Below are 23,296 nucleotides of genomic sequence, written 5' to 3' on the forward strand. Positions count from 1 at the left end.
TCAGGCAGTGAGAAAAGCGTACGCACCGTTCAGGCGACCGCGTGCCGTAGTGCCCGAGAGAGGTCTCCGCGTCGATGCACCGACACCTCGGTGAGGTCGAGCCAGCGGGCCATGGTGTGCAGGTCGAGCGCCAGCCGCGCGGCGACCGACTCGGCGTGCCGCCCTGGTTCCAGGTGTGCGGAGAGAACCTGCAGCACACCCGACTTGCGATCCGCTTTCAGGTCGACGCGGGCCGGGATGTCGTCACCGAGCAGATACGGCAGTACGTAGTAACCGTGCACGCGTTTCGGAGCGGGCACGTAGATCTCGATCCGGTAGTGGAAGTCGAAGAGCCGCAACGCGCGGGGCCGGAAGAAGACGAGCGGGTCGAAAGGCGACAGGAGCGTGGACCGTGTCACCTGGCGCGGTACGCGAGCCTCGCCGGCCAGATACGCCTGGTCACGCCATCCCTCGACGGAAACCGGCGTCAACACGCCCGCCGACACCAGGTCGGCCACCGCGGGTGCCACCCGCGCGGTCTTCAATCGGTAGTAGTCGGCGAGGTCGGCCACCGTCGCGATCCCCAGAGCCGATGCCGCACGAGCGGTCAGCTCACGATGGGCGTCCACGTCGTCGACAGTGGTCGACAGCACGTCGGAACCGACCACCCGCTCGGTCAGGTCGTAGTGCCGGGAGAAGTTGGCATCCCGCACCGCGGACAACTGGCCGGACGCGAACATCGCCTCGCAGAGGTTCTTGATCTCGCCGCGTTGCCACCAGCTCCCTGCGGTGCCCGCGGGACGTTCGATACCGAGGTGTGCCTCGATCGCGCGTGGTGTCGATGCCCCGGTCTCGTTGATCACCGCGACCACGTCGGCAGCGAGACCACGGTTGGCCCGCATCACCTCGCGGGTGTGCCGATACCGTCCGTCGCGGAATTCCGCCATGCGCCAACCGAAGAGCGGCCAGTCGGCGCGTGGTATCAGCGCGGCCTCGTGGGCCCAGTACTCCACCAGCAACCGGGAGTCGGTGCGGGTACGCCAGGCGGCGCGATCGAGCAGATCGTGGTCGTAGGCGCCCAGCCGACTGAACAGCGGCATGTAGTGGGCTCGGGCCGCGATGTTCACCGAGTCCATCTGGAACAGCTTGGTGCGGCCGACTACCCGACGGAGGTGGGCGATGGTCGGCGCCCCCTTGGGTTCCGGATCGGCCAGTCCTTGTGCAGCGACTGCGATCCGACGGGCCTCGGCGGCCCCGATCCGTGTGCGGCCCATCGCGTCAGCGCGCCCGCCGGTGGTCGACGAACCGGTACCGGGGGCCCGCACGCGAGGTCAGCCACTCACCCGCTTCCGTGACCGGCCATTCGGCCGGGTCGATCACCGGCGCGAACGCATCGGGAGCATCGACCGCGATGTCGATCTCGGTGAGCCGCACCGCGGTCGCGAACGGCAGTGCCGCCGTGTAGATCTGACCCCCGCCGATCACCGCGAGTCGCGGCGCGTCGTGATCGAGCGCCGCCTCCACCGAGCCGACCACGTCGGCGCCGTCGAGGGTGAGCGCGGCATCGCGACTCACGACGATGTTGTGTCGCCCGGGGAGCGGACGGAAGCGAACAGGCAGGGAGTCCCAGGTCCGTCTGCCCATGATGACCGGCGAGTCGCCCGTCACCTCACGGAAATGCCGCATGTCCTCCGGGACCCGCCACGGGATCGTGTTGCCCTTGCCGATGGCCCGATTGCGATCCTGAGCCCAGACGAGCTCGATCCGACGCTGTTCCGTCACGGTGCCGATCAGACCGCCACCGGGGCCTTGATGCCCGGATGCGATTGGTAACCGACCACGTCGATGTCGTCGAACTCGTAGTCGAACAACGAATCCCGCCGTCGCAACGCCAGCCGCGGGTAGGGAAAGGGCTCACGTTCGAGCTGTCGACGCACCTGGTCGACGTGGTTGTCGTAGATGTGGCAGTCGCCGCCGGTCCAGACGAACTCACCGACGTCGAGCCCGGCCTGCTGGGCCATCATGTGTGTCAGCAGCGCATACGAGGCGATGTTGAACGGCACGCCGAGAAAGAGGTCGGCGCTGCGCTGGTAGAGCTGGCACGAGAGCTTGCCGTCTGCGACGTAGAACTGGAAGAACGCATGACATGGCGGCAGGGCCATCTGCGGGATCTCACCGACGTTCCAAGCCGAGACGATGTTGCGCCGCGAGTCGGGGTCAGAGCGCAGCAGTTCGAGTGCTGCCGAGATCTGGTCGATGTGCTCGCCCGAGGGGGTCGGCCAGCTGCGCCACTGCACCCCGTAGACCGGCCCCAGGTCACCGTTCGGCGCGGCCCACTCGTCCCAGATGGTCACGCCACGCTCCTGCAGCCATCGCACGTTGGAATCGCCGCGTAGGAACCACAGCAATTCGTAGACGATCGACTTGAGATGCACCTTCTTGGTGGTGACCAGCGGGAAGCCCTCGGCGAGGTCGTACCGCAGCTGGTGTCCGAACAGGCTGCGGGTCCCGGTTCCGGTGCGGTCACCCTTGGGCGTCCCGGTCTCGAGGGTCAGGCGCAGCAGGTCCTCGTACGGCGTGGGGATCGCGGCGCCGGGTGAGGTCGCTGCAACGATGGGCGTGCTCACGGCGCCCAGTCTACGACCGGAGTCGGTGAAGTCACGGTTGGCCGTGGGCTGTGCCGCGAACTGCTCGCGCGCCCCCTCAGCGTGAACCACGCGAACCCGACTCCGGCGCACCGACGATCGCCTCCACCAGGCCCGGCACCGCCGCATCGAGGTCCGCGCGGCGCAGTTCGTTCAGTTTCACGGTTCCCTCATAGCGCTGACGGATGATTCCCGCCTGCCTCAGGACCTTGAAGTGGTGCGTCCTCGTGGAGACCGACACGTCGATGTCGAAGACGCCGCACGACAGCTGCTGCCCGGATTCGGCGAGCTCACGCACGATCGTCCGTCGGACCGGGTCGGCCAGTGCGTCGAGGACCCCTTGGAGGGTGATGTCCGAAGCCGGCAGGTGATCGCCGATCCGACTGTCGACATCCACGCCGGTCTGCTCCGTCATGTCGCCCCCGCTCCCTGTCGCTTCGCCATTCCTCCGATCATACGACAACCATCGTAGTTCGATGTTCATCATAGTTTGACGCTCATCGTGATAGATGATCCAATCGGCTCGGTACGACGTGCTGCGATCTCTCACCCGAAGCAGTGAACTGCGAGGAGGATGACGATGCCCACCGATGCTCCCGATCTCGGCGTTCCCGACCGAACCACCCGACCGTCCGGCCCTGCGCCGGGATGGACGCTGGTGGCACTGGCCACCGGATTCGTGATGGCCTCCCTCGACGTCACCGTGGTCAATGTCGCGGGCGCGGCGATCAGTTCGGACGTCGGCGCATCGCTTTCTCAACTGACCTGGATCGTTGACGGCTACGTACTCGCGTTCTGCGCATTGCTGATGCTCGGCGGCGGTCTCGCACAACGCGGCGGCGCGCGGCGGATCTACCTGATCGGCATGGCCGTGTTCTTCGTCGCCTCCGCCGGCTGCGCACTCGCCCCCGGCGCAGATGCGCTGATCGCAGCTCGTGTGCTCCAGGGCGCTGGTGCGGCGCTCTTCATGCCGAGTTCGCTGTCGTTGCTGGTGCAGTCGTTTCCCGAACAACGATCACGCACCAGGATGTTGGGGCTCTGGTCGGCCATCGTCGCCACCGCGGCAGGCGTGGGCCCGACGGTGGGAGGCGTACTGGTCGACGTCTTCGGCTGGCGGAGCATCTTCGTGATCAACCTTCCGATCGGCCTGATCGGGATCCTTCTGACCCGCCGCGTCGTCCCCGTCTCGCCGGGACGACCGGTGCGACTCACCGCCACCGGACACACCCTGTGGATCCTCGGGCTGGCCGCCGCCAGTTTCGCGTTGATCGAGGGCCCGCGACTGGGATGGTCGTCGGCGCCGCTGGCAGTCGCCTATGTCGTCGCGATGACATCCGCCCTGCTCCTGGTCGGCCACGAACGGCGTACGGCCGATCACGTCATGCCGTGGGACCTGTTCCGCCGCCGAGAATTCTCCGGTGCGAACATCGTCGGTTTCCTCTTCAACCTCGCGCTCTACGGTGGGATGTTCATGGTGGCGCTGTACCTGCAGAACGCACGTGGCTCGAGCGCCTTCCGCGCCGGCATCGAACTGCTCCCGATGACGATCTGGTTCCCTTTCGGCAATCTCGTCTACACGCGCATCTCGGCCCGGTTCTCCAACGGGCTGTTGCTCGCGGTGTTCCTGATGGTCGCCGCGATCGCATCGTTCGCCATGGTGTCGATCTCGTCGACGACCCCCTACTGGGTGCTCGCCGTTGCGCTCGGCGCCGCCAACATCGGAGCGGGGATCATCTCACCCGCGATGACCGCGACACTGGTCGACTCGGCGGGAGTGTCGAACGCCAATGCGGCCGGGTCGGTGCTCAACACCAACCGGCAGATCGGCACTCTCGTCGGCGTTGCCGCGATGGGAGTCGTACTGAGTGCGACGTCCGGTGTGACCACCGGCGCCGCGTGGTGTTTCGGACTGATGGGACTCGCCTATGCCGTTGCGGCGGCCATCGCGCTGACCATGATCTGGAGTCCGCGATCACCGGACTCGCGCCTCGCCGCAACTGCTGCACCGTGATCGAGACCGCACACCGGTTGTGTTGCCGAGACCGACTGCGACAGAGTTGGCGGCATGCGCGCACTCGTGTATCTCGTGGCCACGACGCTGGACGGATTCGTCGCCGGGCCTGACGGCGCCGATCCGACCGGTCCGGGCGGATTCTGGCCGCTGCCGGCCGACTACGTCCAGCACCTGGTCGCCGAGTACCCCGAGACACTGCCCGGGGCAGCGCGACAAGCGCTGTCGGTGACCGAGCCGGGCCGCCACTTCGACACAGTTCTCGAGGGACGCAAGAGCTTTCAGATCGGACTTGACGCCGGCGTCCCCGACGCCTTCCCTCATCTGCGCCACCTCGTGTTCTCGACGACGTTGACATCCGCACCCGACTCCGCGGTGGAACTCGTCGCCGGCGACCCCGTGTCGACCGTCCGCGAGTTGAAACAGCAACCCGGCAAGGACATCTGGCTGCTCGGCGGGGCGCAACTCGCCGGAACGCTCTACGGTGAGATCGATCGACTGGTCATCAAGTCGGCGCCGGTGACCATCGGCTCGGGCATCCCGCTGTTCTCGACGGCGACCTCGTTCGCTCCCCGCAACTGGCGACGTACGGACCAGGTCTCGCTCGACAGCGGCGCGACGTTCACCACGTTCACACGAGCGGATTGACCGCCCCCTCCCGGCGAGCAGCAGGCGATCACATCAACGAGGCCGCTGACACCGCACCCAGTTCGTACGCCGCGTCGCGGGTCTCCTTGGAGATCTCGGTGACCCCGAGCGGCTGCGCCGCGAGGGTGAGCGACATGGCATCGGCAATGGTGCGGATGGCGGCCGATGCGCCTGCGGTGTCGTTGTTCCCGTGGACCCAGAAGCTGTAGGGACGTCCGTCGACGTCGCCCAGCGAGGGGTAATAGACGGTGTCGAAGAAATGCTTCAACGCGCCCGACATGTACCCGATGTTGGCCGGTGTCCCGAAGACGTAGCCATCGGCGTCCAGGAAGTCGGCGACACCGGCCCCGAGGGCGGCGACGGCACGGACGTCGACCCCCTCGATCTCGGGGTCCCCGGCACCCGCGATCACCGCTTCGAGTATCTCGCGCGTCCCGGGTGACGGGGTGTGGTGCACGACGAGCAGCCGACTCATCCGCGGTCCTCGCGCCCGTGGAACTGGTTGACCGCGCGCTTCATCATCGCCCGCGCCCGAGTGCGGTCGCCGGCGTAGTCATAGGCGCGCGCGATCCGGTAGGTGTTGTGCCAATTTCCCGGATCGGCTTCCCACTCCGTCTTCACCTGGGCGAACAATTCGTCCGCCGCGTCCCGCTCGATCCGCCCCGACGCGCGCCGTGGCAGTTCGGACACATCGAGTTCGCGCCCCTCCTCGGCCATGATCCGTGCCAGGCGTTGGTGCTCGATACCCGCACGCAGCGTCGCCCAGACGACCCAGACACCGATCAGCGGCAGGATGATCACACCGGCCCCGAGGCCGATACCGGCGACGGTCCCGGTGGCGATGAGGTCGACGCCGCGCTTGCCGAGGAGCACGAAGTACACGCCGAGTGCGACCACGAGGAAGGCGATGAGCCACACGATCGGGCGGGCGTCGCGGCGACGGGCGTCAGCGGCCATGGGTCTACGTCTCCCGACTCAAAGGTCGAGGAGGTCGTCGAGCCCGACGGTCAGCCCTGGACGGGCGGCGATCTCACGAACACCCAGGAGCACGCCGGGGGCGAACGAGGCGCGGTCCATCGAATCGTGTCGGATGGTCAGCGTCTCGCCTGCGGTCCCGAGGAGCACCTCCTGATGGGCGATGAGACCTGCCAGCCGGACCGAATGCACGCGAACGTCGTCGACCTGCGCGCCACGTGCACCGTCGAGCTCCTCGGTGGTGGCATCCGGACTCGGTGCGACACCGGCCTCGGCGCGCGCGGCCGCGATGAGCCGTGCGGTTCGATACGCCGTGCCGGACGGTGCGTCTGCCTTGTGCGGATGGTGCAGTTCGATGACCTCCACGGAGTCGTAGAAGCGGGCGGCCTGCACCGCGAAACGCATGCTGAGGACGGCCCCGATGGCGAAGTTCGGGGCGATCAGCACTCCGACCGACGGATTGTCGGCAAGCCAGCCGCGCACCGTCTCGAGACGCTCCTCGGTGAAGCCGGTGGTACCGACGACTGCATGAATCCCGTTGCGGATCAAGAACTCCAGGTTGCCCATGACCACGTCGGGATGGGTGAAGTCGACGACCACGGCGGTGTCGGTGTCGGTGAAGTACTCGAGCGAGTCGCCCTTGTCCACACCCACCGTGTAGGTCAGGTCGGACGCAGCCTCCGCCGCATCGACGATGGCCTTGCCGACCTTGCCCTGGCTGCCGAGCACACCGACCCGGATCTCGCTGCCCATGACTTCCCTTCGTCCACCCACGTCTGTCGATCACCCAGTCTAGTGAGCGGTCCGACGCCGCTGAGGCGCACGTCCGTCGGGCGATCCGCGCCGGGTCAGAAGATCGGTGCGCCACCCCGGCGATGGTCGAACACGAGCGAAGTCGTCGTGCCCGACACCTCGGGACGGCTGTTCAGCATCTCGACGAACTGTCGGAGGGCCTCGGTGTCGGCCGTCGCGACGTGCAGCAGGTAGTCGTCGGTGCCCGCGAGGAAGAACACGTCGATGACCTCGTCGTGGGTGGCTATCTCACCGACGAAGCGGCGGATCTGTCCGCGCGCATCCGACTGCAGACTCACGGCGACCATGGCGCGGAGCGGCCTGCCGACCGCCGCCGGGTCGACGTCGGCGAAGAAGCCCCGGATGATCCCGGCGTCGACGAGCCGACGCAATCGTCCGTGGCAGGTGGACGGCGCGATCCCCACGCGCTGCGCGAGTTCGCTGTTGGGTAGGCGGGCGTCGGACTGCAACACCCGCAGCAGGGCGCGGTCGGTGGCGTCGAGGTCCACCGACGTGGGCCGAACATCCTTCGCCGAGCTTGTCATCAAGGCCTCCGAATCCGACGATCATTCACTGTCAGTCGCGCTTTTGAGAATCATCGACACAGCAATTGTAGCCGAGCCGTCATTCCTTCACTCTGGAGTCGTGCTCGTCGGTGCCGACGACACCCGAGATCCACGACCCCGCCAGGAGCCAACCATGCGCGTCGGAATCCCCGCCGAGATCAAGAACAACGAGTACCGCGTCGCGATCACCCCTGCGGGTGTCGCAGAGCTGCATCGGCACGGCCACGAGGTGATCGTGCAGGCGGGCGCCGGCGAGGGCTCGGCCATCGCCGACACCGATTTCAAGGAAGCGGGCGCGCAGATCCTCGGGACCGCCGCGGAGGTCTGGGCCCAGGCCGACCTCCTCCTGAAGGTGAAGGAGCCCATCGAGTCCGAGTACGCGCTGATGCGTGAGGGACAGACGGTCTTCACCTACCTGCACCTCGCCGCGAGCCGCGCCTGCACCGAGGCGCTCCTCGAGTCCAAGACGACCTCGATCGCGTACGAGACCGTCCGTGCACCAGATGGCTCGCTCCCGCTGCTCGCTCCGATGAGTGAGGTCGCGGGCCGACTCGCTCCGCAGGTCGGCGCCTACCACCTGATGAAGTCCGAAGGGGGCCGCGGCGTGCTGATGGGCGGCGTCCCGGGCACCGAGCCCGCCGACGTCGTGATCATCGGCGGCGGTGTCAGCGGCGTCAACGCCGCCATCATCGCGATGGGGATGGGTGCCCAGGTCACGGTCTTCGACCTCGACATCGCCAAGCTGCGCGCGATCGACGCCCGCTTCGGTGGACGCGTCCACACGCGGTACAGCACAGCACTCGCCCTGTCCGAGGCGGTCCTGTCCGCGGATCTCGTGATCGGTGCGGTGCTCGTCCCCGGCGCCAAAGCCCCCGTCTTGGTGCCCAACAGCCTGGTGGAGAAGATGAAGCCGGGTGCGGTGCTCGTCGATATCGCGATCGATCAGGGCGGCTGCTTCGAGGACTCCCACCCGACCACGCATGACGACCCGACCTTCGCCGTCCACGAGACGCTCTTCTACTGCGTGGCCAACATGCCGGGAACCGTGGCACGCACGTCGACCCAGGCACTCACCGGCGCGACACTTCCCTACGTCCTCCGACTGGCCGACCAGGGATGGGAGGCGGCGTGCGCCGCCGACGCCACGCTGGCGGCCGGATTGTCCACGCACGCCGGTGAGCTGTTCTCCGCGGAAGTCGGTGCAGCACTGGACATCCCGGTCTCCGCGAGCCCGTTCGCCGCGCACTGACCGCGACGATCCACTCGACGGCGGTCACGACTGCACTGCCACACTTACGCCCGGCTGATCTGATCGCCGGGCGTACGTTGGGTGTCACGACCCGTTCGACCCGAGACCGGGGAAAGCAATGGTGCGGGTTCCCAGGACCTTTCGGCGATACCCGTATCGGCGTTCGGTGATGTCGCCCCGGCCGTCACGGGCGATGCGCACCACCGTGCTCGATCGAGTGCCGTAACCGGGCAGGTCGACGAACTTGGACGAGAGCCCCCGCTCGAAGTCCAGGGGAACCCCGTTGTCGGGCAACCGATCGTCCGGGGCGCGCCGTCGGTCGTCCAGGAGGGCCAGACATCTCTCGACCAGGTCGTCGTTCGGGCCGGCCAGGGCCTCCTCGAGATCGGTCTTACCGTCGACGACCTTCGGCCAGGAACTGTCGAGTGTCCCGTTCGACACTCCGTGGACGCCATCGGCGACTGCGCGGCATTCGGGGGTCGGCCAGTTCGTCGCCCACCACAGCGACGACGCGTCACCCACCAGCAGGTTCACCGGCGAATACTCGGTTGCACCCCGGACCAAGTCGTCAGCGGCCACTTCCGGAGTCGTGCCGCCGGCCAGGAAATCGACCGGCAATGCGCCGCGCGAACGGACGGTGGAGGTCGGGGCGGCCGGATCGCGCACGTTGGTCACCGCCGCGATGCGGGACGGATCGACAGCATCCAGACCCATCCACGTTCCGCCGGCACGCGCGTCGCGCCCGCCGATGACGGGCAGATCGTCCCATCTGGCGAGCGCGCGACTACGCCGATGTCGGTACTCGTCCCGGTTCGCGGCCACCACCAACCGGAAGTCGGGGTGCGCGTTCCACGCGAACAGGATCAGACACATGGAAGCCTCCCCCGTGTGGTCATGACGCGCACCGACCCATCGAGGGGCCGAGGACCGGTGACCGCTGCTCGGCCACAGACCAGACGACCCGCCGACATCACGGAGTCCGTGATGTCGGCGGGTCGGTGCACGTGATGTGCCGGTGTCAGACGCTGACGATCAGGCGTCGGCGGATGCGGCCTCCGGTGCAGACTCGGCCTTCGCATCGTCAGCCACGGGCACCAGGCTGATCTTGCCGCGCTCGTCGATGTCGGCGATCTCGACGCGGAGCTTGCTGCCCACGTTGACCACGTCCTCGACCTTGTTGATGCGCTTGCCCTGGCCCAGCTTCGAGATGTGGACGAGGCCGTCGCGGCCGGGCAGGAGCGAGACGAAGGCGCCGAAGGCGGTGGTCTTGACCACGGTGCCCAGGAAGCGCTCGCCGACCTTGGGCAGCTGCGGGTTGGCGATCGCATTGACGCGATCGATCGCCGCCTGCGCCGACTCACCGTCGGACGCACCGATGAACACGGTGCCGTCGTCCTCGATGGAGATGTTGGCGCCGGTGTCCTCGGTGATGCCGTTGATGGTCTTGCCCTTCGGACCGATCAGCTCGCCGATCTTGTCCAGCGGGATCTTGATGGTGGTGATCCGCGGCGCGTACGGGCTCATCTCGTCCGGCTCGTCGATGGCTTCGGCCATCACGTCCAGGATCGTCAGACGGGCGTCCTTCGCCTGGCTGAGCGCACCCGCGAGCACCTTCGACGGGATTCCGTCCAGCTTGGTGTCCAGCTGCAGGGCGGTCACGAAGTCCTTGGTGCCGGCGACCTTGAAGTCCATGTCGCCGAAGGCATCCTCGGCGCCGAGGATGTCGGTGAGCGCCACGTAGCGGCTCTCCCCGTCGACGGTGTCGGACACGAGGCCCATGGCGATACCGGCGACCGGGGCCTTCAGGGGCACACCGGCGTTCAGCAGCGCGAGGGTCGATGCGCAGACCGAGCCCATCGAGGTGGAACCGTTGGAGCTCAACGCCTCCGAGACCTGACGGATCGCGTACGGGAACTCCTCGACGCTCGGCAGCACCGGCACGAGGGCACGCTCGGCGAGGGCACCGTGACCGATCTCGCGACGCTTGGGCGAACCGACGCGACCGGTCTCACCGGTCGAGTACGGCGGGAAGTTGTAGTGATGCATGTAGCGCTTGCTGGTCTCGGGACCGAGCGAGTCGATCTGCTGGGCCATCTTGACCATGTCGAGGGTGGTGACGCCCATGATCTGGGTCTCGCCGCGCTCGAACAGGGCGCTGCCGTGCGCACGCGGGATGACCGCGACCTCGGCCGACAGCGAACGGATGTCGGTGATGCCGCGTCCGTCGATGCGGAAGTGGTCGGTCAGGATGCGCTTGCGCACGAGCTTCTTGGTCAGCGACCGGTAGGCGGCGCCGATCTCCTTTTCGCGCCCCTCGAACTGGCCCGCGAGCTGCTCGAGTACGTCGGCCTTGAGCTCGTCGGTCTTGGAGTCGCGCTCCTGCTTGCCCGCGATGGTGAGGATCTCGGAGAGGCGGTCCGAGGCGGCGCCCTCGACGGCGGCGAACACATCGTCCTGGTACGCCGGGAACAGCGGGAACTCGCCGGTCTCCTTGGCGGCCTCGGCAGCCAGCTTCTTCTGTGCCTCGACGAGACGTGCGATGAACGGCTTGGCGGCCTCGAGGCCCTCGGCGACGATCGCCTCGGTCGGTGCCTGCGCACCGCCGGCGACCAGATCGATCACGTTGTCGGTGGCCTCGGCCTCGACCATCATGATCGCGACGTCGGCGTTGTCGCCCTCACCGGAGACGATGCGGCCGGCGACGACCATGTCGAAGACCGCGCCTTCGAGCTGCTCGACGGTCGGGAACGCGACCCACTGGCCCGCCTTGTTCTCCTTGGTCGGGATCAGCGCGACGCGCACACCGCCGACCGGGCCGGAGAACGGCAGTCCGGCGATCTGAGTGGATGCCGACGCGGCGTTGATCGCGACGACGTCGTAGAGGTCCTTGGGGTCGAGGCTCAGGACGGTGACGACGACCTGGATCTCGTTGCGGAGGCCGTCGACGAACGACGGACGCAGCGGACGGTCGATGAGACGGCAGGTCAGGATCGCGTCGGTGGAGGGACGGCCCTCACGACGGAAGAACGATCCGGGGATACGCCCGGCGGCGTACATCCGCTCCTCGACATCGACGGTCAGCGGAAAGAAGTCGAACTGATCCTTGGGGTGCTTGCCTGCGCTAGTCGCCGACAGCAGCATGGTCTCTTCGTCGAGGTAGGCGACGACAGCGCCGGCGGCCTGCTGGGCCAGCCGACCGGTCTCGAACCGGATGGTCCGGGTGCCGAAACTGCCGTTGTCGATGACTGCGGTGGCTTCGGTGACGGACTCGTCGACGTCGAAATCGTCGGCGGTGGTGACATCGGTCATGTGTGGAAAGTGTCCCTTTCGTGGCGACCGTCCTCAGTGACGGTCGATGTGGGTGAGCACGGGTCGGCGCACGGCGAACCACCACGCGCACAGGTGGTGCGGTGTGGAGTGGGCGTCATGACCCGGAACGAGCCGGAGAAGATGCCGGGCGTACTCGGTGTGCACTCGCACACCTCTCTGCGCAGACGGCCTTCGATCGAAGCGGCCGGAACCCTGTGCTCCGGCGGCCACTACCGAGGACCGATCTGGCTCGCGTCACGTCCAGCTGGACCTTCACGGCAACGATCGTGACGATCCTATCATCCGCGAGCCTTGCCAACGGCCGTGCCGGTGTGCCCGACATACGACTCGGCCGCCCCCGCGTTGCGCGGGAGCGGCCGGTGAGCAGTGGTGACCGAAGTCGGTGTCGACCAGGTCAGCGACGCAGGCCGAGACGCTCGATGAGCGAACGGTAGCGGTTGATGTCGACCTTGGCGACGTACTTGAGCAGGCGGCGACGACGTCCGACCAGCAGCAGCAGACCGCGGCGGCTGTGGTGATCGTGCTTGTGCTCCTTGAGGTGCTCGGTGAGGTCGACGATGCGCTTGGTCAGCAGTGCGACCTGAGCCTCGGGCGATCCGGTGTCGGACTCGTGGAGGCCGTACTCGCCGAGGATTTCCTTCTTCTGTGCGGCAGTCAATGCCATGGTGATCTCCTGGGATCTCGCAGTTCGCGGGTCAGAATGTCGGCGAACCCACCGGGGCCCGTCCGTGCGGCGTGCCGCCGCGAACCGCAGCAACGCCGAGGTGCAACGCTACCAGCGACGACGTGTGGCGCCCAAATCGAGCCAGGTCACGCGCTGTTGTGGTCGGTCATGGCCGGCTCTGCTCGTCGTGGTCCTCGCCGAGCAGCACCCGCGTCTTCTCGACGTCGCCCGCCATCGCGACGAGGAGATCGTCGACGCTCGCGAAGTTCTCCATGCCGCGGATCCGGCTGATGAAGTCGACGGCCACATGCTGGCCGTAGAGATCAGCACTCGCGTCGAGAACAAAGGCCTCGACCGTCCGCGTCCGCCCTGAGAAGGTCGGGTTCGTGCCGACCGAGACGGCAGCCTGATAACTCTCCCCCGGGGTCACCTGCCCGACCACCGGTCCCATGCCGAGCACCGTGAACCACGCCGCGTAGACGCCGTCGGCGGGGATCGCCGAGTACATCGGCGGGGCGACATTAGCCGTCGGGTAGCCGAGTTCGCGACCGCGACCGTCGCCACGCACGACCACGCCCTCCACCCGATGCGGACGTCCCAGCGCCTCGGCAGCGCGTTCGACGTCGCCGGCCGCGACACACGACCGGATGTAGGTCGACGAGAAGGTGACCGCATGCTCGCGGAACAGTGAGATCCCCTGTACCCCGAATCCGAACTTCTGACCGAGCTCGGTCAGTCGGGCCACGTCGCCGGCGGCCTTCTTGCCGAAGGTGAAGTTGTCGCCGACCACCACCTCGGCAGCGTGCAGACTCTCCACCAGAACGTCGTGCGCGAAGTCCTTGGGAGTACGCGCCGCGAGCTCCGGCGTGAAGGGCATGACGCAGAACACGTCGATGCCCAATTCCTCTGCCAACTCCGCCCGGCGCGCCAGCGTGGTCAGTTGCGGCGGATGCGATCCGGGACGGACGACCTCGGCCGGGTGGGGGTCGAAGGTCATCAGGACGGCCGGGATCCCGCGCTCGGCCGCGGCGGTCGTCGCCGCCGAGATCAACTGCGCGTGACCGCGATGTACACCGTCGAAGACCCCGATGGTGACCACGCATCGTCCCCAGTCCGCGGGGATGTCCTCCAGACCTCGCCAACGCAACACGCGCACCAGCCTACGGCCAGGAGGCCGTCCACAACCACCTCGCCCTGTGGGGTGAACTCGATGTGTCGCACAGGCGAACCGATGACGGATGAGCCGTCGACGGGAGTCGACATGAACGAACGTCGTCGGTCATGTGGACCGACGCACCCCTGTGGAGGCGGCCGGTCGACTTCGTTCCGCGGGCCAGGGGTCCTAAGCTCGGTCCATGGCTTCCAGTGGAGAACCGGGTCGCACGCCCGCGACCCCCGGCGCGGAGACCGCCGCTCCCGAGCGACCGGTGACCGAGTTGTCGTCGGTCACCCAGGACTATCTGAAGGTGATCTGGACCAGCCAGGAGTGGGCCGACGTCAAGGTCACCACCAAGATGCTGGCAGAGAAGCTCGGGGTGTCTCCGTCGACGGCGTCCGAGGCGATCCGCAAACTGGCCGATCAGGGGCTGGTCTCGCACGAGCGCTACGGCGCGGTCACCCTCACCGACGAGGGTGCGGCATCCGCGGTACTCATGGTGCGTCGGCATCGGTTGCTGGAGACGTTCCTGGTGCGCGAGTTGGGATACGGCTGGGACGAGGTCCACGACGAGGCCGAGATCCTGGAACACGCCATCTCCGACCGCCTGATGGGTCGGCTCGACGCGAAACTCGGGCATCCGCGGCGTGATCCGCACGGCGACCCGATCCCGGCCCTCGACGGTTCGGTTCCCAGCCCGGCCGCCGATGTCCTCGCCGAGCTCGAGATCGGCGAATCGGGCAAGGTCGCGAGGATCTCCGACACCGACCCGGACATGCTCCGCTATTTCGACGAGGTGGGGGTGGCGCTCGACAGCATCGTCACCGTTGTCGAGAAGCGTCCGTTCGCGGGCACGATCTCGATCTCGGTGGACGGCGCGGACACCATCGACCTCGGCGACATCGCAGCGCGGGCCATCTTTCTCGTCGCCGCCTCCTGACGCCCGGACACAGCGTCAGCGGAGCGTGGCCGGGCGCACCACCATCACCGAACTCGCGCGTCGCCCCTTCTCCTGCAGCAGTGCGATCGCCTGGCCCGCCGGGTCGATGACCACGTAGATCCCGCTGATCCCGACCGGCTCCAGCCAACGTCCCTGACTGATCGACTCCGCCTCGTCCGCGCTGATGTCGCGGTGCGGGAACGAGAGCCGGACCGCCTGGTCGATGTCGAGGCTTCGGGTCGGCGCCTCCGCGACCTCGTCGAGGGTCCGGGCATGCTCCAGGGTGAACGGCCCGACGGCCGTGCGTCGCAGCGAGGTGAGGTGGCCACCGACCTCCAGCGCCGCACCGAGATCTCGTGCGAGCGAACGGATGTAGGTGCCTGCCGAACAGTCCACCTCTGCTCGCACCAGGATGCCGTCGTCGTCGCGGCCGATGTCGAGGATCTCGAATCGCGAGACCGTCACCGGTCGCGCGGGCAGGTCGAAGTCCGCACCGGTCCGCGCCAACGCATGTGCGCGGCGACCGCCAACCTTGATGGCACTGACCCGAGCCGGCACCTGCTGGATGTCGCCGGTGAGATCGGCGACGCCGGAGCGGATCCCGTCGTCGGTGACCGACGCCGTGTCGAAGGTTCCGATGATGTCGCCTTCGCGATCATCGGTGCTGGTGCTGGCGCCGAGCCTGATGGTGGCCACATACGACTTGGTGGTCAAGGACAACAGACCCAGCAGCTTGGTCGCCCGCTCGATGCCGACGACCAGGACGCCGGTGGCCATCGGATCCAGGGTCCCCGCATGACCCACCCGACGGGTGCCGAAGATCTTGCGGCACCGGGCGACAACGTCGTGACTGGTGAGGCCTGCCTCTTTGTCGACGATGAGCAGTCCGGCGTTCTCGATGGAGGAATCGGCCATGTCAGAGCAGCGTGATCGAGGTCGTGATGAGGTCCTGCTCGACCAGCCAGCGTCCGTGTAATCGCTGCAACGGTGCACCGCCGTCGACCACCGAACCGTCGATGAGGATGGTGGAGGTGAAGGTCCCCTCCCCCGGCCCGGTCTGGTCGAAGGTGATGTGCGCGTCCTCGAAACCCAACCATCGCTGCGTCACGGGGAACCACGCCTTGTAGGTGGCCTCCTTGGCGCAGAACAGGACACGATCCCAGTGCAGGTCTGCCGACCGTGTGGCCAGTACCGACCGCTCCTCTGGGATGCTGGTGTGCTCGAGGACTCCCTCCGGAAGCGACTCGTGCGGCTCGGCATCGATACCCAGCGACCGGACCTGCAACGAATGCGCCACCACCGCAGCGCGGTAACCCTCGGTGTGGGTCAGGCTGCCGACGATCTTCGCGGGCCACAGCGGCATCCCGCGTTCACCCTTGAGGATCGGCGCCGGCTCGAACCCCAACTGCCCCAGGGCTTGCCGGGCGCAATGCCGGGCGGTGGTGAATTCACGGCGACGCTTGTCGACCGCACGCGCGATGAGGCTCTCCTCGGCGGGTAGCGGCTCGATCCCCGGCGGATCCTCGAACGCCTCGGCCGCGGCGACGCCGTTGGGCACCAGTCGTTCGATCACTGCTCGTCCTCTCGATCGGCCGGTGTCGATTCCGGCCGCGCTGTGGTGGTGGTTCCGCTCGCGCCGGTCCCGTTCGCTCCGCTCCCGTTCTCATCGGTGCCCGACCGGGACGCTCGACGGGCGGCGCGCTCCTGCACCCTGCGCGCGAACTCGCGGGCACGTTCCTCGTAGTCGGGTGGCAGATCGAAGCGGACCCCGTGCGCGGGCAGGTCGTCCTCGACGACACCGGGATCGGGGATGATGGCGCGTAACAACGGCTCCGGCAGTCCGCGACGTTTCCACTCGCGGGGGTAGCCCACGGACACCTCCTCGAATCGCACACCGTCGTACCAGGTGGTACGCGGGATGTGGAGGTGGCCGTAGACGCTGCAGATCGCGTGGTAGCGGGTGTGCCAGTCGTGCGTCAGTTCGCTGCCGCACCAGAGCGCGAATTCCGGGTACATCAGGGCATCGGTCGGCTCTCGCCGCAACGGCCAGTGGTTGATCAGCACCGTCTGCTCGGACGGGTCGAGCGCGTCGAGCCGCGCTCGGGTTGCCTCGATCCGCGCCCGCCCCCATGCATCTCGCGTCGGATACGGCTCCGGCGAGAGCAAGAACTCGTCGGTGGCGACGACGTTTCGCTCGCGGGCCAGCGCCAGTGCGGTGAGCGTGGTGTGGGTGCCCTCGGGCCGGAAAGTGTAGTCGTACAGGAGGAACATCGGCACGACGCGCACCGGCGTACCGCCGTCGCCGGGATCGAAGAGCGGGTAGATGTCCTCGGGGGTGACCACGCCGATGTCCCGGCAGGCCTGCACGAGGTAGTCGTACCGCGCGACACCGAAGATCTGGAGCGGGTCCTTTGCCGTGGTGTACAGCTCGTGGTTCCCCGGCACCCAGATGACCTTCGCGAACCGGGTGGTGAGCCTGCGCAAGGTGTCGATGATGTCGTCGGTGCGTTCCGAGACGTCGCCGGCGACGATCAACCAGTCGTCGGAAGAACGGGGACGGATCTCGTCGACGATGTGCTCGTTTCCCCGGTGCGCGACGTGCAGATCACTGATCGCCCATAACGTCGCCATGCCGACCAGCCTAGCGACGGTGCGGGTGTCGGCCCGCACCGCCCGCTCGGCCCGCGAGAGCGGGGAACACTGCCTCGGCGAGCAGAGGTGCCAGCTCCGGCGTGAGATCGTCCGGTGATCGCCAGCGGACCTCCTCGATCTCGGCAGCCGGAGTCACCTGCGTCGACCACACCTCGCCGTACTCGTACACGATCGCCTCCACCATGCGCCCCTCCTCGTTGGCCGCTGCCGTGCGGAAGGTGCCCATTGGCACCAGTGCGGCGGTGTCGAGTCCGATGCCGAGTTCCTCGGCCACCTCACGCACAGCCGTGTCCGCAGCCGTCTCCCCGACCTCCGGTTTGCCACCCGGGAACATGAACGCTCTGGTCCCGCGCTTGCGGACGGTCAGGACCCGACCGTCGGCATCGCGCAGCACGACGGCGCTCACCCTGATGTCGTCGGGCTCGGTCATCACCCACTCCGTTCCTGTCGTGATCGTCACGCCACACCGACCGTCCGCCACCGTCCGCCCAGGACGCGCACCGCGACGGTGACCAGTCGCAACACCATGAACGCGACGAGGCCGCTCCAAATGCCCGCGAGGCCCCAGTCGAAGATCAGCGAGAGCCAGATGAGCGGTAGGAATCCGATCAGCGCGCTGGTCAGGGTCGCCGTCCGCAGGAAGGCGGCGTCACCACTCCCCAACAGCACCCCGTCCAGGGCGAAGACCACCCCGGCGACGGGCAGCATCGCGACGAAGAACCACCACGGCACACCGATCGCGTCGAGAACCGCGTCGTCGGTGGTGAAGATGCGTGGGATGAGGGCGGCACCGGCCGCGAAGAGCAGTGCGGCCGCCACCGCCAACGCCAGCGAGACGATTGTGACCTGACGGGCCACGCGACTCGCGGCTGCAGTGGCCCGTGCGCCGAGGGCAGCGCCGACGAGAGCCTGGGCGGCGATCGCGAGGGCGTCGAGGAACAGCGACATGAACTCCCAGAGCTGCAACACCACCTGATGCGCAGCGACCTGGGCCACCCCGAAGCGGGCAGCGACCGCCGCCGCCGAGACGAAGCACACCTGGAAGGACAGACTGCGGATCACCAGGTCCCGGGCCATCGACAATTGCGCGGAGATGATCGACCATCGGGGCCGCAGGTGTGCGAGACGCGGTGTGTCGGTGGCCCGGACGACGCGGACCGCGAAGAGCACCCCGGTGATCGACTGACCGACCAGGTTCGCGACTGCGCTGCCGTCCAGTCCGAGCCGGGGCAGACCGCCGAGGCCGTGGACGAGACCGACACACAACACCGCGCCCACGCCGAGGCCCACCAGTACGTAGACGACGGGACGACGAGTGTCCTGCACGCCACGCATCCAGCCGTTGCCGGCCATCGACAGCAAGATCAGCGGTACCCCGAACAACGCGATCCGCAGCCAGCCGGACGCGTCGGCGACCACGGGGTCACGGTCGGCGCCCGAGCCGACCAGTATGCGCAACACCGTCGGGGCGGCCACCACGGCGACCGCGACGATCACCGCTCCGACCGCCAGCGCTATCCAACTCGCCTGCACGCCTTCGGCTATCGCGGCGCGGCGATCACCTGCGCCGAACTGTCGGGCCGACCGTGCGGTCGTCCCGTACGAGAGAAAGGTCAGCTGGGTGCTGACGACGGCGAGCACCAGGGTCGCGACGGCGAGTGCGGCCAGTTCGTCACCACCGAGCCGTCCGACCACCGCGAGATCGAGCAACAGGTACAGCGGCGGGGCGACGAGCACGGCGAGGGCCGAGAACGACAGGATCGCGATCCGACGGACTCCGGTGTCGGGTACCGCGGCGTCGTCGGACGTCGTGTCGTCGGACGCCCGATCGTTGCTCGACGGATCGTCGTCTGCCACGGTGTCGTGCTCCGGTTCGATTCGCGGTGGCTGTGGCTGAGGCGAGCGGGGATGGCCCGGCATCGACCGGACGCGGTGCGAGCCGGAATCAGTCGCGTCGGGCCGGTCGCTCGGATTCAGAGATCGTCCACCAGTTCGGCGACCACCTCGTCGGCGCTGCCGGCGGCGCTGTAACCAGAGGCGTGACGGTGTCCGCCGCCGCCATGGGATCGCGCGATGAGCATGACGTCGACTGTGCTCTTGGAGCGCAGGGACACCGTCCACTCACCCGGTTCCGACTCTTTGAACACAGCCGCGATCTCGGCCTCGGACGCGGTACGCACGATGTCGACCACGCTCTCGGACTCGTCCCAGCTCATCCCGGCCATCGCGGTACGGTCGACGACCGCGTAGACCAGGCCCTCGCCGTTGCACGCCGCAGGGACGAGCGTGGCCGAGTCGAGTACACGCGAGACCATCGAGAACCAAGAGAACGGATGCGTGTCGATGAGGATGCGACTCCACATCCGGCCGTCGACTCCGGCCTCGAGGAGTCGGGCGGCGACCCGGAATGAATCCGGACGAGCCCATTTGAACGACCCGGTGTCGGTGAGCAGGCCCGCGTACAGACAGGTCGCGATGTCGACGTCGACATCCACCTGCATGGCGTCGAGGATGCGCAGGACAAGTACGGCGGTGCAATCGGAATCGGCGTCGATCAGATCGAGATCGCCGAATCCGGGGTTGGAAGCGTGATGGTCGACCGCGATACCGACCTCGGCCGCGCTGAACACGTCACCCAGGGAGGACAGGCGGCCGAGGTTGGCGGCGTCGACCGAGACCACGACGCGATGTCCGGTGAGCTCGGTTTCGCGGACGAGGAGTTTGGCGCCGGGAAGTGAGGCAAGCGCACAGGGCAGGCGTTCATCTCCGGGATAGGCGACCTCGACGTCGACCCCGCGCCGATCGAGTGCGAGTCCGAGCGCCAGGCCGCTGCCGATGGTGTCGGCATCCGGGCGCACGTGGCACAGGATCGTGACGGCAGGCGCCCCGGTGAGTGCTGCGGCGATGGCCGCGCTGTCGGCGGCCGTCACTCCTGGCGACCGCCCTCGCGCAGATCGTCGGCGGGTCGGTCGTCGGCGGATTCGCCACTGCTCTTGTACGGGTCGGCCTCGCCCGCGGGCGTGGCCGCACGGGCGCGTTCGGCGACCTGCTCGTCGTTCGCGCGGGCGCGCTCGACGAGCTCCTCCATGTGTCGTGCGGCGTCCGGGACGGTGTCGAGCACGAACCGGAGGGTGGGCGTGAACCGGACGCCGGTGCCGGCGCCGACCTTGGATCGCAGCACGCCGGTCGCCTTCGCGAGTCCGGCAGCGGCCCCGTCGTAGTCCGGCTCGCTGTCGATGGATTCACCCATGACGGTGTAATACAGCGTCGCGTCGTGGAGATCGTTGGTGACACGCGAATCGGTGATCGTCACATACGCCAGACGAGGGTCCTTGATCTCGTTGCTGATCGCCGACGCGACGATCGACGAGATCCGCTTGGCGAGGCGCTGCGCCCGTGCCGGGTCTGCCATGTCCATCCTTTCCATCCCGTGATGGGGCCGAACGAATCTCGACCCCGCCACGACGTCACCGGGGATGCACCGATCACCGGGACGGGCAGTGAGTCACAACGTACTCCCCCGAACGGTGCGCGCGTGTCGATGTGGACACGCGCGCACCGGTCGGACGAGAGGATCGGACGTCAGTCCCGCGGCTTCTCGTGGAGCTCGTCGGGTCAGTCGTCGACCTTGATGTCCGTCGGCGACGTCATCAGTCCCGCGGCTTCTCCCGAAGCTCGTAGGTCTCGATGACGTCGTCGACCTTGATGTCGCTGTAGGTGAGCGTCAGACCACATTCGTAACCGTCGCGGACCTCGGTGGCATCGTCCTTCTCACGCTTGAGCGAGGAGATGGTGAGGTTCTCGGCGATGACGACGTTGTCACGCAGCAACCGCGCCTTGGCGTTGCGCCGCATGATGCCCGACGTGACCAGACAGCCGGCGATGTTGCCGACCTTGGACGACTTGAAGATGGCGCGGATGTCGGCGCGGCCGAGTTCCACCTCTTCGTAGATCGGCTTGAGCATGCCCTTCAGCGCACTCTCGATCTCGTCGATGGCCTGGTAGATCACCGAGTAGTACCGGATGTCGACGCCCTCGCGGTTGGCCAGCTCGGTGGCCTTGCCCTCCGCACGGACGTTGAATCCGATGATGATCGCATCGGATGCAGCCGCCAGGTTGACGTTGGTCTCGGTCACGCCACCGACACCACGGTCGATGACCCGCAACGAGACCTCGTCGCCCATGTCGATGCCGATCAGAGCCTCTTCGAGCGCCTCGACGGTTCCCGAGTTGTCGCCCTTGAGGATCAGGTTCAGCTGACTCGTCTCCTTGAGCGCCGAATCGAGGTCCTCGAGGCTGATCCGCTTGCGGCTGCGTGCGGCCAGCGCGTTGCGCTTGCGCGCGTTGCGCCGGTCGGCGATCTGGCGCGCGGTGCGGTCCTCCTCGACCACGAGCAGGTTGTCACCCGCACCCGGCACCGAGGTGAAGCCGATGACCTGCACCGGACGCGACGGCAACGCTTCGACGACGTCCTCGCCGTGCTCGTCGACCATCCGGCGGACACGCCCGTAGGCGTCTCCGGCGACGATCGAGTCGCCGACCTTCAGCGTTCCGCGCTGAACCAGCACGGTCGCCACCGGGCCGCGGCCACGGTCGAGGTGGGCCTCGATGGCCACACCCTGGGCGTCCATGTCCGGGTTCGCCCGCAGGTCCAGCGAAGCATCCGCTGTCAGCAGCACGGCTTCCAGGAGGGCGTCGATGTTGTCGCCCTGCTTGGCCGAGATGTCGACGAACATGGCCTCGCCGCCGTACTCCTCGGGGATCAGACCGTATTCGGTGAGCTGACCACGGATCTTGGCCGGGTCGGCGCCTTCCTTGTCGATCTTGTTGACCGCCACCACGATCGGCACGTCGGCCGCCTGGGCGTGGTTCACCGCCTCCACCGTCTGCGGCATGACGCCGTCGTCGGCCGCGACCACGAGGATCGCGATGTCGGTGGCCTTCGCACCACGGGCACGCATGGCGGTGAACGCCTCGTGACCCGGGGTGTCGATGAAGGTGATCAGGCGATCTTCACCGTTGAGGTGGGTGTCGACCTGGTACGCACCGATGTGCTGGGTGATACCGCCGGCCTCGCCCTCGCGGACGGTGGCGTTACGGATCGTGTCCAGCAGTCGGGTCTTACCGTGGTCGACGTGGCCCATGACGGTGACCACCGGCGGACGCTGCTCGAGGTCTTCCTCGTCGCCCTCGTCCTCGCCGTAGCTGAGGTCGAAGCTCTCCAGGAGCTCGCGGTCCTCGTCCTCCGGGCTGACCACCTGGACGACGTAGTTCATCTCCGAGCCGAGCAGCTCCAGCGTCTCGTCGTTGACCGACTCCGTGGCCGTGACCATCTCGCCCAGGTTGAACAGCGCCTGGACGAGCGATGCCGGATTCGCGTCGATCTTGTCGGCGAAGTCGACCAGCGACGCGCCGCGAGCGAGCCGGATGGTCCGGCCGTCACCACGTGGCAACCGGACGCCGCCGACGGCGGGCGCCTGCATCGAGTCGTATTCCTGGCGCTTTTGACGCTTGGACTTGCGGCCTCGGCGCGGAGCACCACCGGGACGACCGAACGCACCCGCGGCACCGCCACGACCACGACCGCCACCACCGGGACGTCCACGGAAACCGCCGGCGGGAGGACCGCCACCGGTGCCGCCGCCGGGACCGCCGCGGTATCCACCGCCGCCGCCACCGCGGCCGCCGG

24 protein-coding genes are annotated in these 23,296 nt (G+C 67.7%); 4 read left to right on the plus strand and 20 right to left on the minus strand.

Annotated features, from left to right (window positions below):
- Window positions 1–29 precede the first annotated feature (29 nt).
- The 4 genes from GS4_RS23330 to GS4_RS23345 all read right to left on the minus strand — a co-directional run bounded on the left by GS4_RS23330 (window position 30) and on the right by GS4_RS23345 (window position 3,039).
- Window positions 30–1,253 (minus strand): winged helix-turn-helix domain-containing protein, encoded by a 1,224-nt coding sequence (locus GS4_RS23330; RefSeq protein ID WP_007625243.1) that lies wholly within the window; start codon window positions 1,251–1,253, stop codon window positions 30–32.
- A gap of 4 nt (window positions 1,254–1,257) precedes the next feature.
- The gene (locus GS4_RS23335) at window positions 1,258–1,761 is read right to left on the minus strand and encodes a dihydrofolate reductase (RefSeq protein WP_007625245.1); all 504 of its coding nucleotides are present in this window, start codon (window positions 1,759–1,761) and stop codon (window positions 1,258–1,260) included.
- Between the two features lie 8 nt (window positions 1,762–1,769).
- The gene (locus GS4_RS23340) at window positions 1,770–2,606 is read right to left on the minus strand and encodes a thymidylate synthase (RefSeq protein ID WP_007625246.1); all 837 of its coding nucleotides are present in this window, start codon (window positions 2,604–2,606) and stop codon (window positions 1,770–1,772) included.
- A 76-nt stretch (window positions 2,607–2,682) separates the two neighbouring features.
- Window positions 2,683–3,039, minus strand: a complete 357-nt coding sequence (locus GS4_RS23345) for an ArsR/SmtB family transcription factor (RefSeq protein ID WP_007625248.1) — start codon at window positions 3,037–3,039, stop codon at window positions 2,683–2,685.
- A gap of 165 nt (window positions 3,040–3,204) precedes the next feature.
- Between GS4_RS23345 and GS4_RS23350 the strand changes: the two genes are divergently transcribed.
- Both GS4_RS23350 and GS4_RS23355 read left to right on the plus strand, forming a co-directional pair.
- A complete protein-coding gene (locus tag GS4_RS23350; RefSeq protein ID WP_007625250.1) occupies window positions 3,205–4,635 on the plus strand; it encodes an MFS transporter in 1,431 nt (476 codons plus the stop codon).
- Between the two features lie 54 nt (window positions 4,636–4,689).
- Window positions 4,690–5,283, plus strand: a complete 594-nt coding sequence (locus tag GS4_RS23355; RefSeq protein WP_007625251.1) for a dihydrofolate reductase family protein — start codon at window positions 4,690–4,692, stop codon at window positions 5,281–5,283.
- Window positions 5,284–5,311: 28 nt separating this feature from the next.
- On the opposite strand, the gene GS4_RS23360 is transcribed toward GS4_RS23355, so the two are convergent.
- From GS4_RS23360 to GS4_RS23375, 4 genes are all read right to left on the minus strand, one after another.
- Window positions 5,312–5,758, minus strand: a complete 447-nt coding sequence (locus GS4_RS23360) for a flavodoxin family protein (protein WP_007625253.1) — start codon at window positions 5,756–5,758, stop codon at window positions 5,312–5,314.
- Window positions 5,755–6,240, minus strand: a complete 486-nt coding sequence (locus tag GS4_RS23365; protein ID WP_007625256.1) for a hypothetical protein — start codon at window positions 6,238–6,240, stop codon at window positions 5,755–5,757. Before GS4_RS23365 ends, GS4_RS23360 begins: the two co-directional genes overlap by 4 nt.
- Before the next feature lie 18 nt (window positions 6,241–6,258).
- The gene (gene dapB, locus GS4_RS23370; RefSeq protein ID WP_007625258.1) at window positions 6,259–7,011 is read right to left on the minus strand and encodes a 4-hydroxy-tetrahydrodipicolinate reductase; all 753 of its coding nucleotides are present in this window, start codon (window positions 7,009–7,011) and stop codon (window positions 6,259–6,261) included.
- Between the two features lie 95 nt (window positions 7,012–7,106).
- The gene (locus tag GS4_RS23375; RefSeq protein ID WP_007625259.1) at window positions 7,107–7,595 is read right to left on the minus strand and encodes an Lrp/AsnC family transcriptional regulator; all 489 of its coding nucleotides are present in this window, start codon (window positions 7,593–7,595) and stop codon (window positions 7,107–7,109) included.
- A gap of 154 nt (window positions 7,596–7,749) precedes the next feature.
- Here GS4_RS23375 and ald point away from each other — a divergent pair, with 154 nt between their 5' ends.
- The gene (ald, locus tag GS4_RS23380; protein ID WP_007625260.1) at window positions 7,750–8,865 is read left to right on the plus strand and encodes an alanine dehydrogenase; all 1,116 of its coding nucleotides are present in this window, start codon (window positions 7,750–7,752) and stop codon (window positions 8,863–8,865) included.
- Window positions 8,866–8,949: 84 nt separating this feature from the next.
- On the opposite strand, the gene GS4_RS23385 is transcribed toward ald, so the two are convergent.
- The 4 genes from GS4_RS23385 to GS4_RS23400 form a co-directional block, all read right to left on the minus strand.
- On the minus strand, window positions 8,950–9,738 hold the full coding sequence (locus GS4_RS23385; RefSeq protein ID WP_007625261.1) for an NRDE family protein: 789 nt from the start codon (window positions 9,736–9,738) through the stop codon (window positions 8,950–8,952).
- A gap of 159 nt (window positions 9,739–9,897) precedes the next feature.
- Window positions 9,898–12,174, minus strand: coding sequence for a polyribonucleotide nucleotidyltransferase (locus tag GS4_RS23390; RefSeq protein WP_007625262.1), 2,277 nt, complete (start codon window positions 12,172–12,174; stop codon window positions 9,898–9,900).
- A gap of 415 nt (window positions 12,175–12,589) precedes the next feature.
- Window positions 12,590–12,859 (minus strand): 30S ribosomal protein S15, encoded by a 270-nt coding sequence (gene rpsO, locus GS4_RS23395; RefSeq protein WP_007625263.1) that lies wholly within the window; start codon window positions 12,857–12,859, stop codon window positions 12,590–12,592.
- 166 nt (window positions 12,860–13,025) lie between these two features.
- The gene (locus GS4_RS23400; RefSeq protein WP_083862834.1) at window positions 13,026–14,009 is read right to left on the minus strand and encodes a bifunctional riboflavin kinase/FAD synthetase; all 984 of its coding nucleotides are present in this window, start codon (window positions 14,007–14,009) and stop codon (window positions 13,026–13,028) included.
- 277 nt (window positions 14,010–14,286) lie between these two features.
- Between GS4_RS23400 and GS4_RS23405 the strand changes: the two genes are divergently transcribed.
- A complete protein-coding gene (locus GS4_RS23405; RefSeq protein WP_040511682.1) occupies window positions 14,287–14,955 on the plus strand; it encodes a metal-dependent transcriptional regulator in 669 nt (222 codons plus the stop codon).
- A gap of 15 nt (window positions 14,956–14,970) precedes the next feature.
- On the opposite strand, the gene truB is transcribed toward GS4_RS23405, so the two are convergent.
- From truB to infB, 8 genes are all read right to left on the minus strand, one after another.
- Window positions 14,971–15,870 (minus strand): tRNA pseudouridine(55) synthase TruB, encoded by a 900-nt coding sequence (gene truB, locus GS4_RS23410; protein ID WP_007625266.1) that lies wholly within the window; start codon window positions 15,868–15,870, stop codon window positions 14,971–14,973.
- Window position 15,871: 1 nt separating this feature from the next.
- Complete coding sequence (locus GS4_RS23415; RefSeq protein ID WP_007625268.1) at window positions 15,872–16,528, minus strand: 4'-phosphopantetheinyl transferase family protein; 657 nt, start codon at window positions 16,526–16,528, stop codon at window positions 15,872–15,874.
- Window positions 16,525–17,586, minus strand: coding sequence for a metallophosphoesterase family protein (locus GS4_RS23420; RefSeq protein ID WP_051989830.1), 1,062 nt, complete (start codon window positions 17,584–17,586; stop codon window positions 16,525–16,527). The genes GS4_RS23415 and GS4_RS23420 overlap by 4 nt, the downstream gene beginning before the upstream one ends.
- Window positions 17,587–17,596: 10 nt before the next feature.
- On the minus strand, window positions 17,597–18,037 hold the full coding sequence (locus tag GS4_RS23425; protein WP_007625275.1) for an NUDIX hydrolase: 441 nt from the start codon (window positions 18,035–18,037) through the stop codon (window positions 17,597–17,599).
- 26 nt (window positions 18,038–18,063) lie between these two features.
- On the minus strand, window positions 18,064–19,464 hold the full coding sequence (locus tag GS4_RS23430) for an MATE family efflux transporter (protein WP_007625277.1): 1,401 nt from the start codon (window positions 19,462–19,464) through the stop codon (window positions 18,064–18,066).
- A 116-nt stretch (window positions 19,465–19,580) separates the two neighbouring features.
- Window positions 19,581–20,537 carry a DHH family phosphoesterase gene (locus tag GS4_RS23435; protein WP_007625280.1) on the minus strand — a complete coding sequence of 319 codons (957 nt, stop codon included), beginning with the start codon at window positions 20,535–20,537 and terminating at the stop codon, window positions 19,581–19,583.
- Complete coding sequence (rbfA, locus tag GS4_RS23440; RefSeq protein WP_007625282.1) at window positions 20,534–21,019, minus strand: 30S ribosome-binding factor RbfA; 486 nt, start codon at window positions 21,017–21,019, stop codon at window positions 20,534–20,536. The genes GS4_RS23435 and rbfA overlap by 4 nt, the downstream gene beginning before the upstream one ends.
- A gap of 238 nt (window positions 21,020–21,257) precedes the next feature.
- The coding region (gene infB, locus GS4_RS23445; RefSeq protein WP_007625284.1) for a translation initiation factor IF-2 at window positions 21,258–23,296 on the minus strand (2,039 nt) is incomplete at its 5' end.

The sequence above is a fragment of the Gordonia soli NBRC 108243 genome (assembly GCF_000334455.1).
GTDB classification, from domain to species: Bacteria; Actinomycetota; Actinomycetes; order Mycobacteriales; family Mycobacteriaceae; genus Gordonia; species Gordonia soli.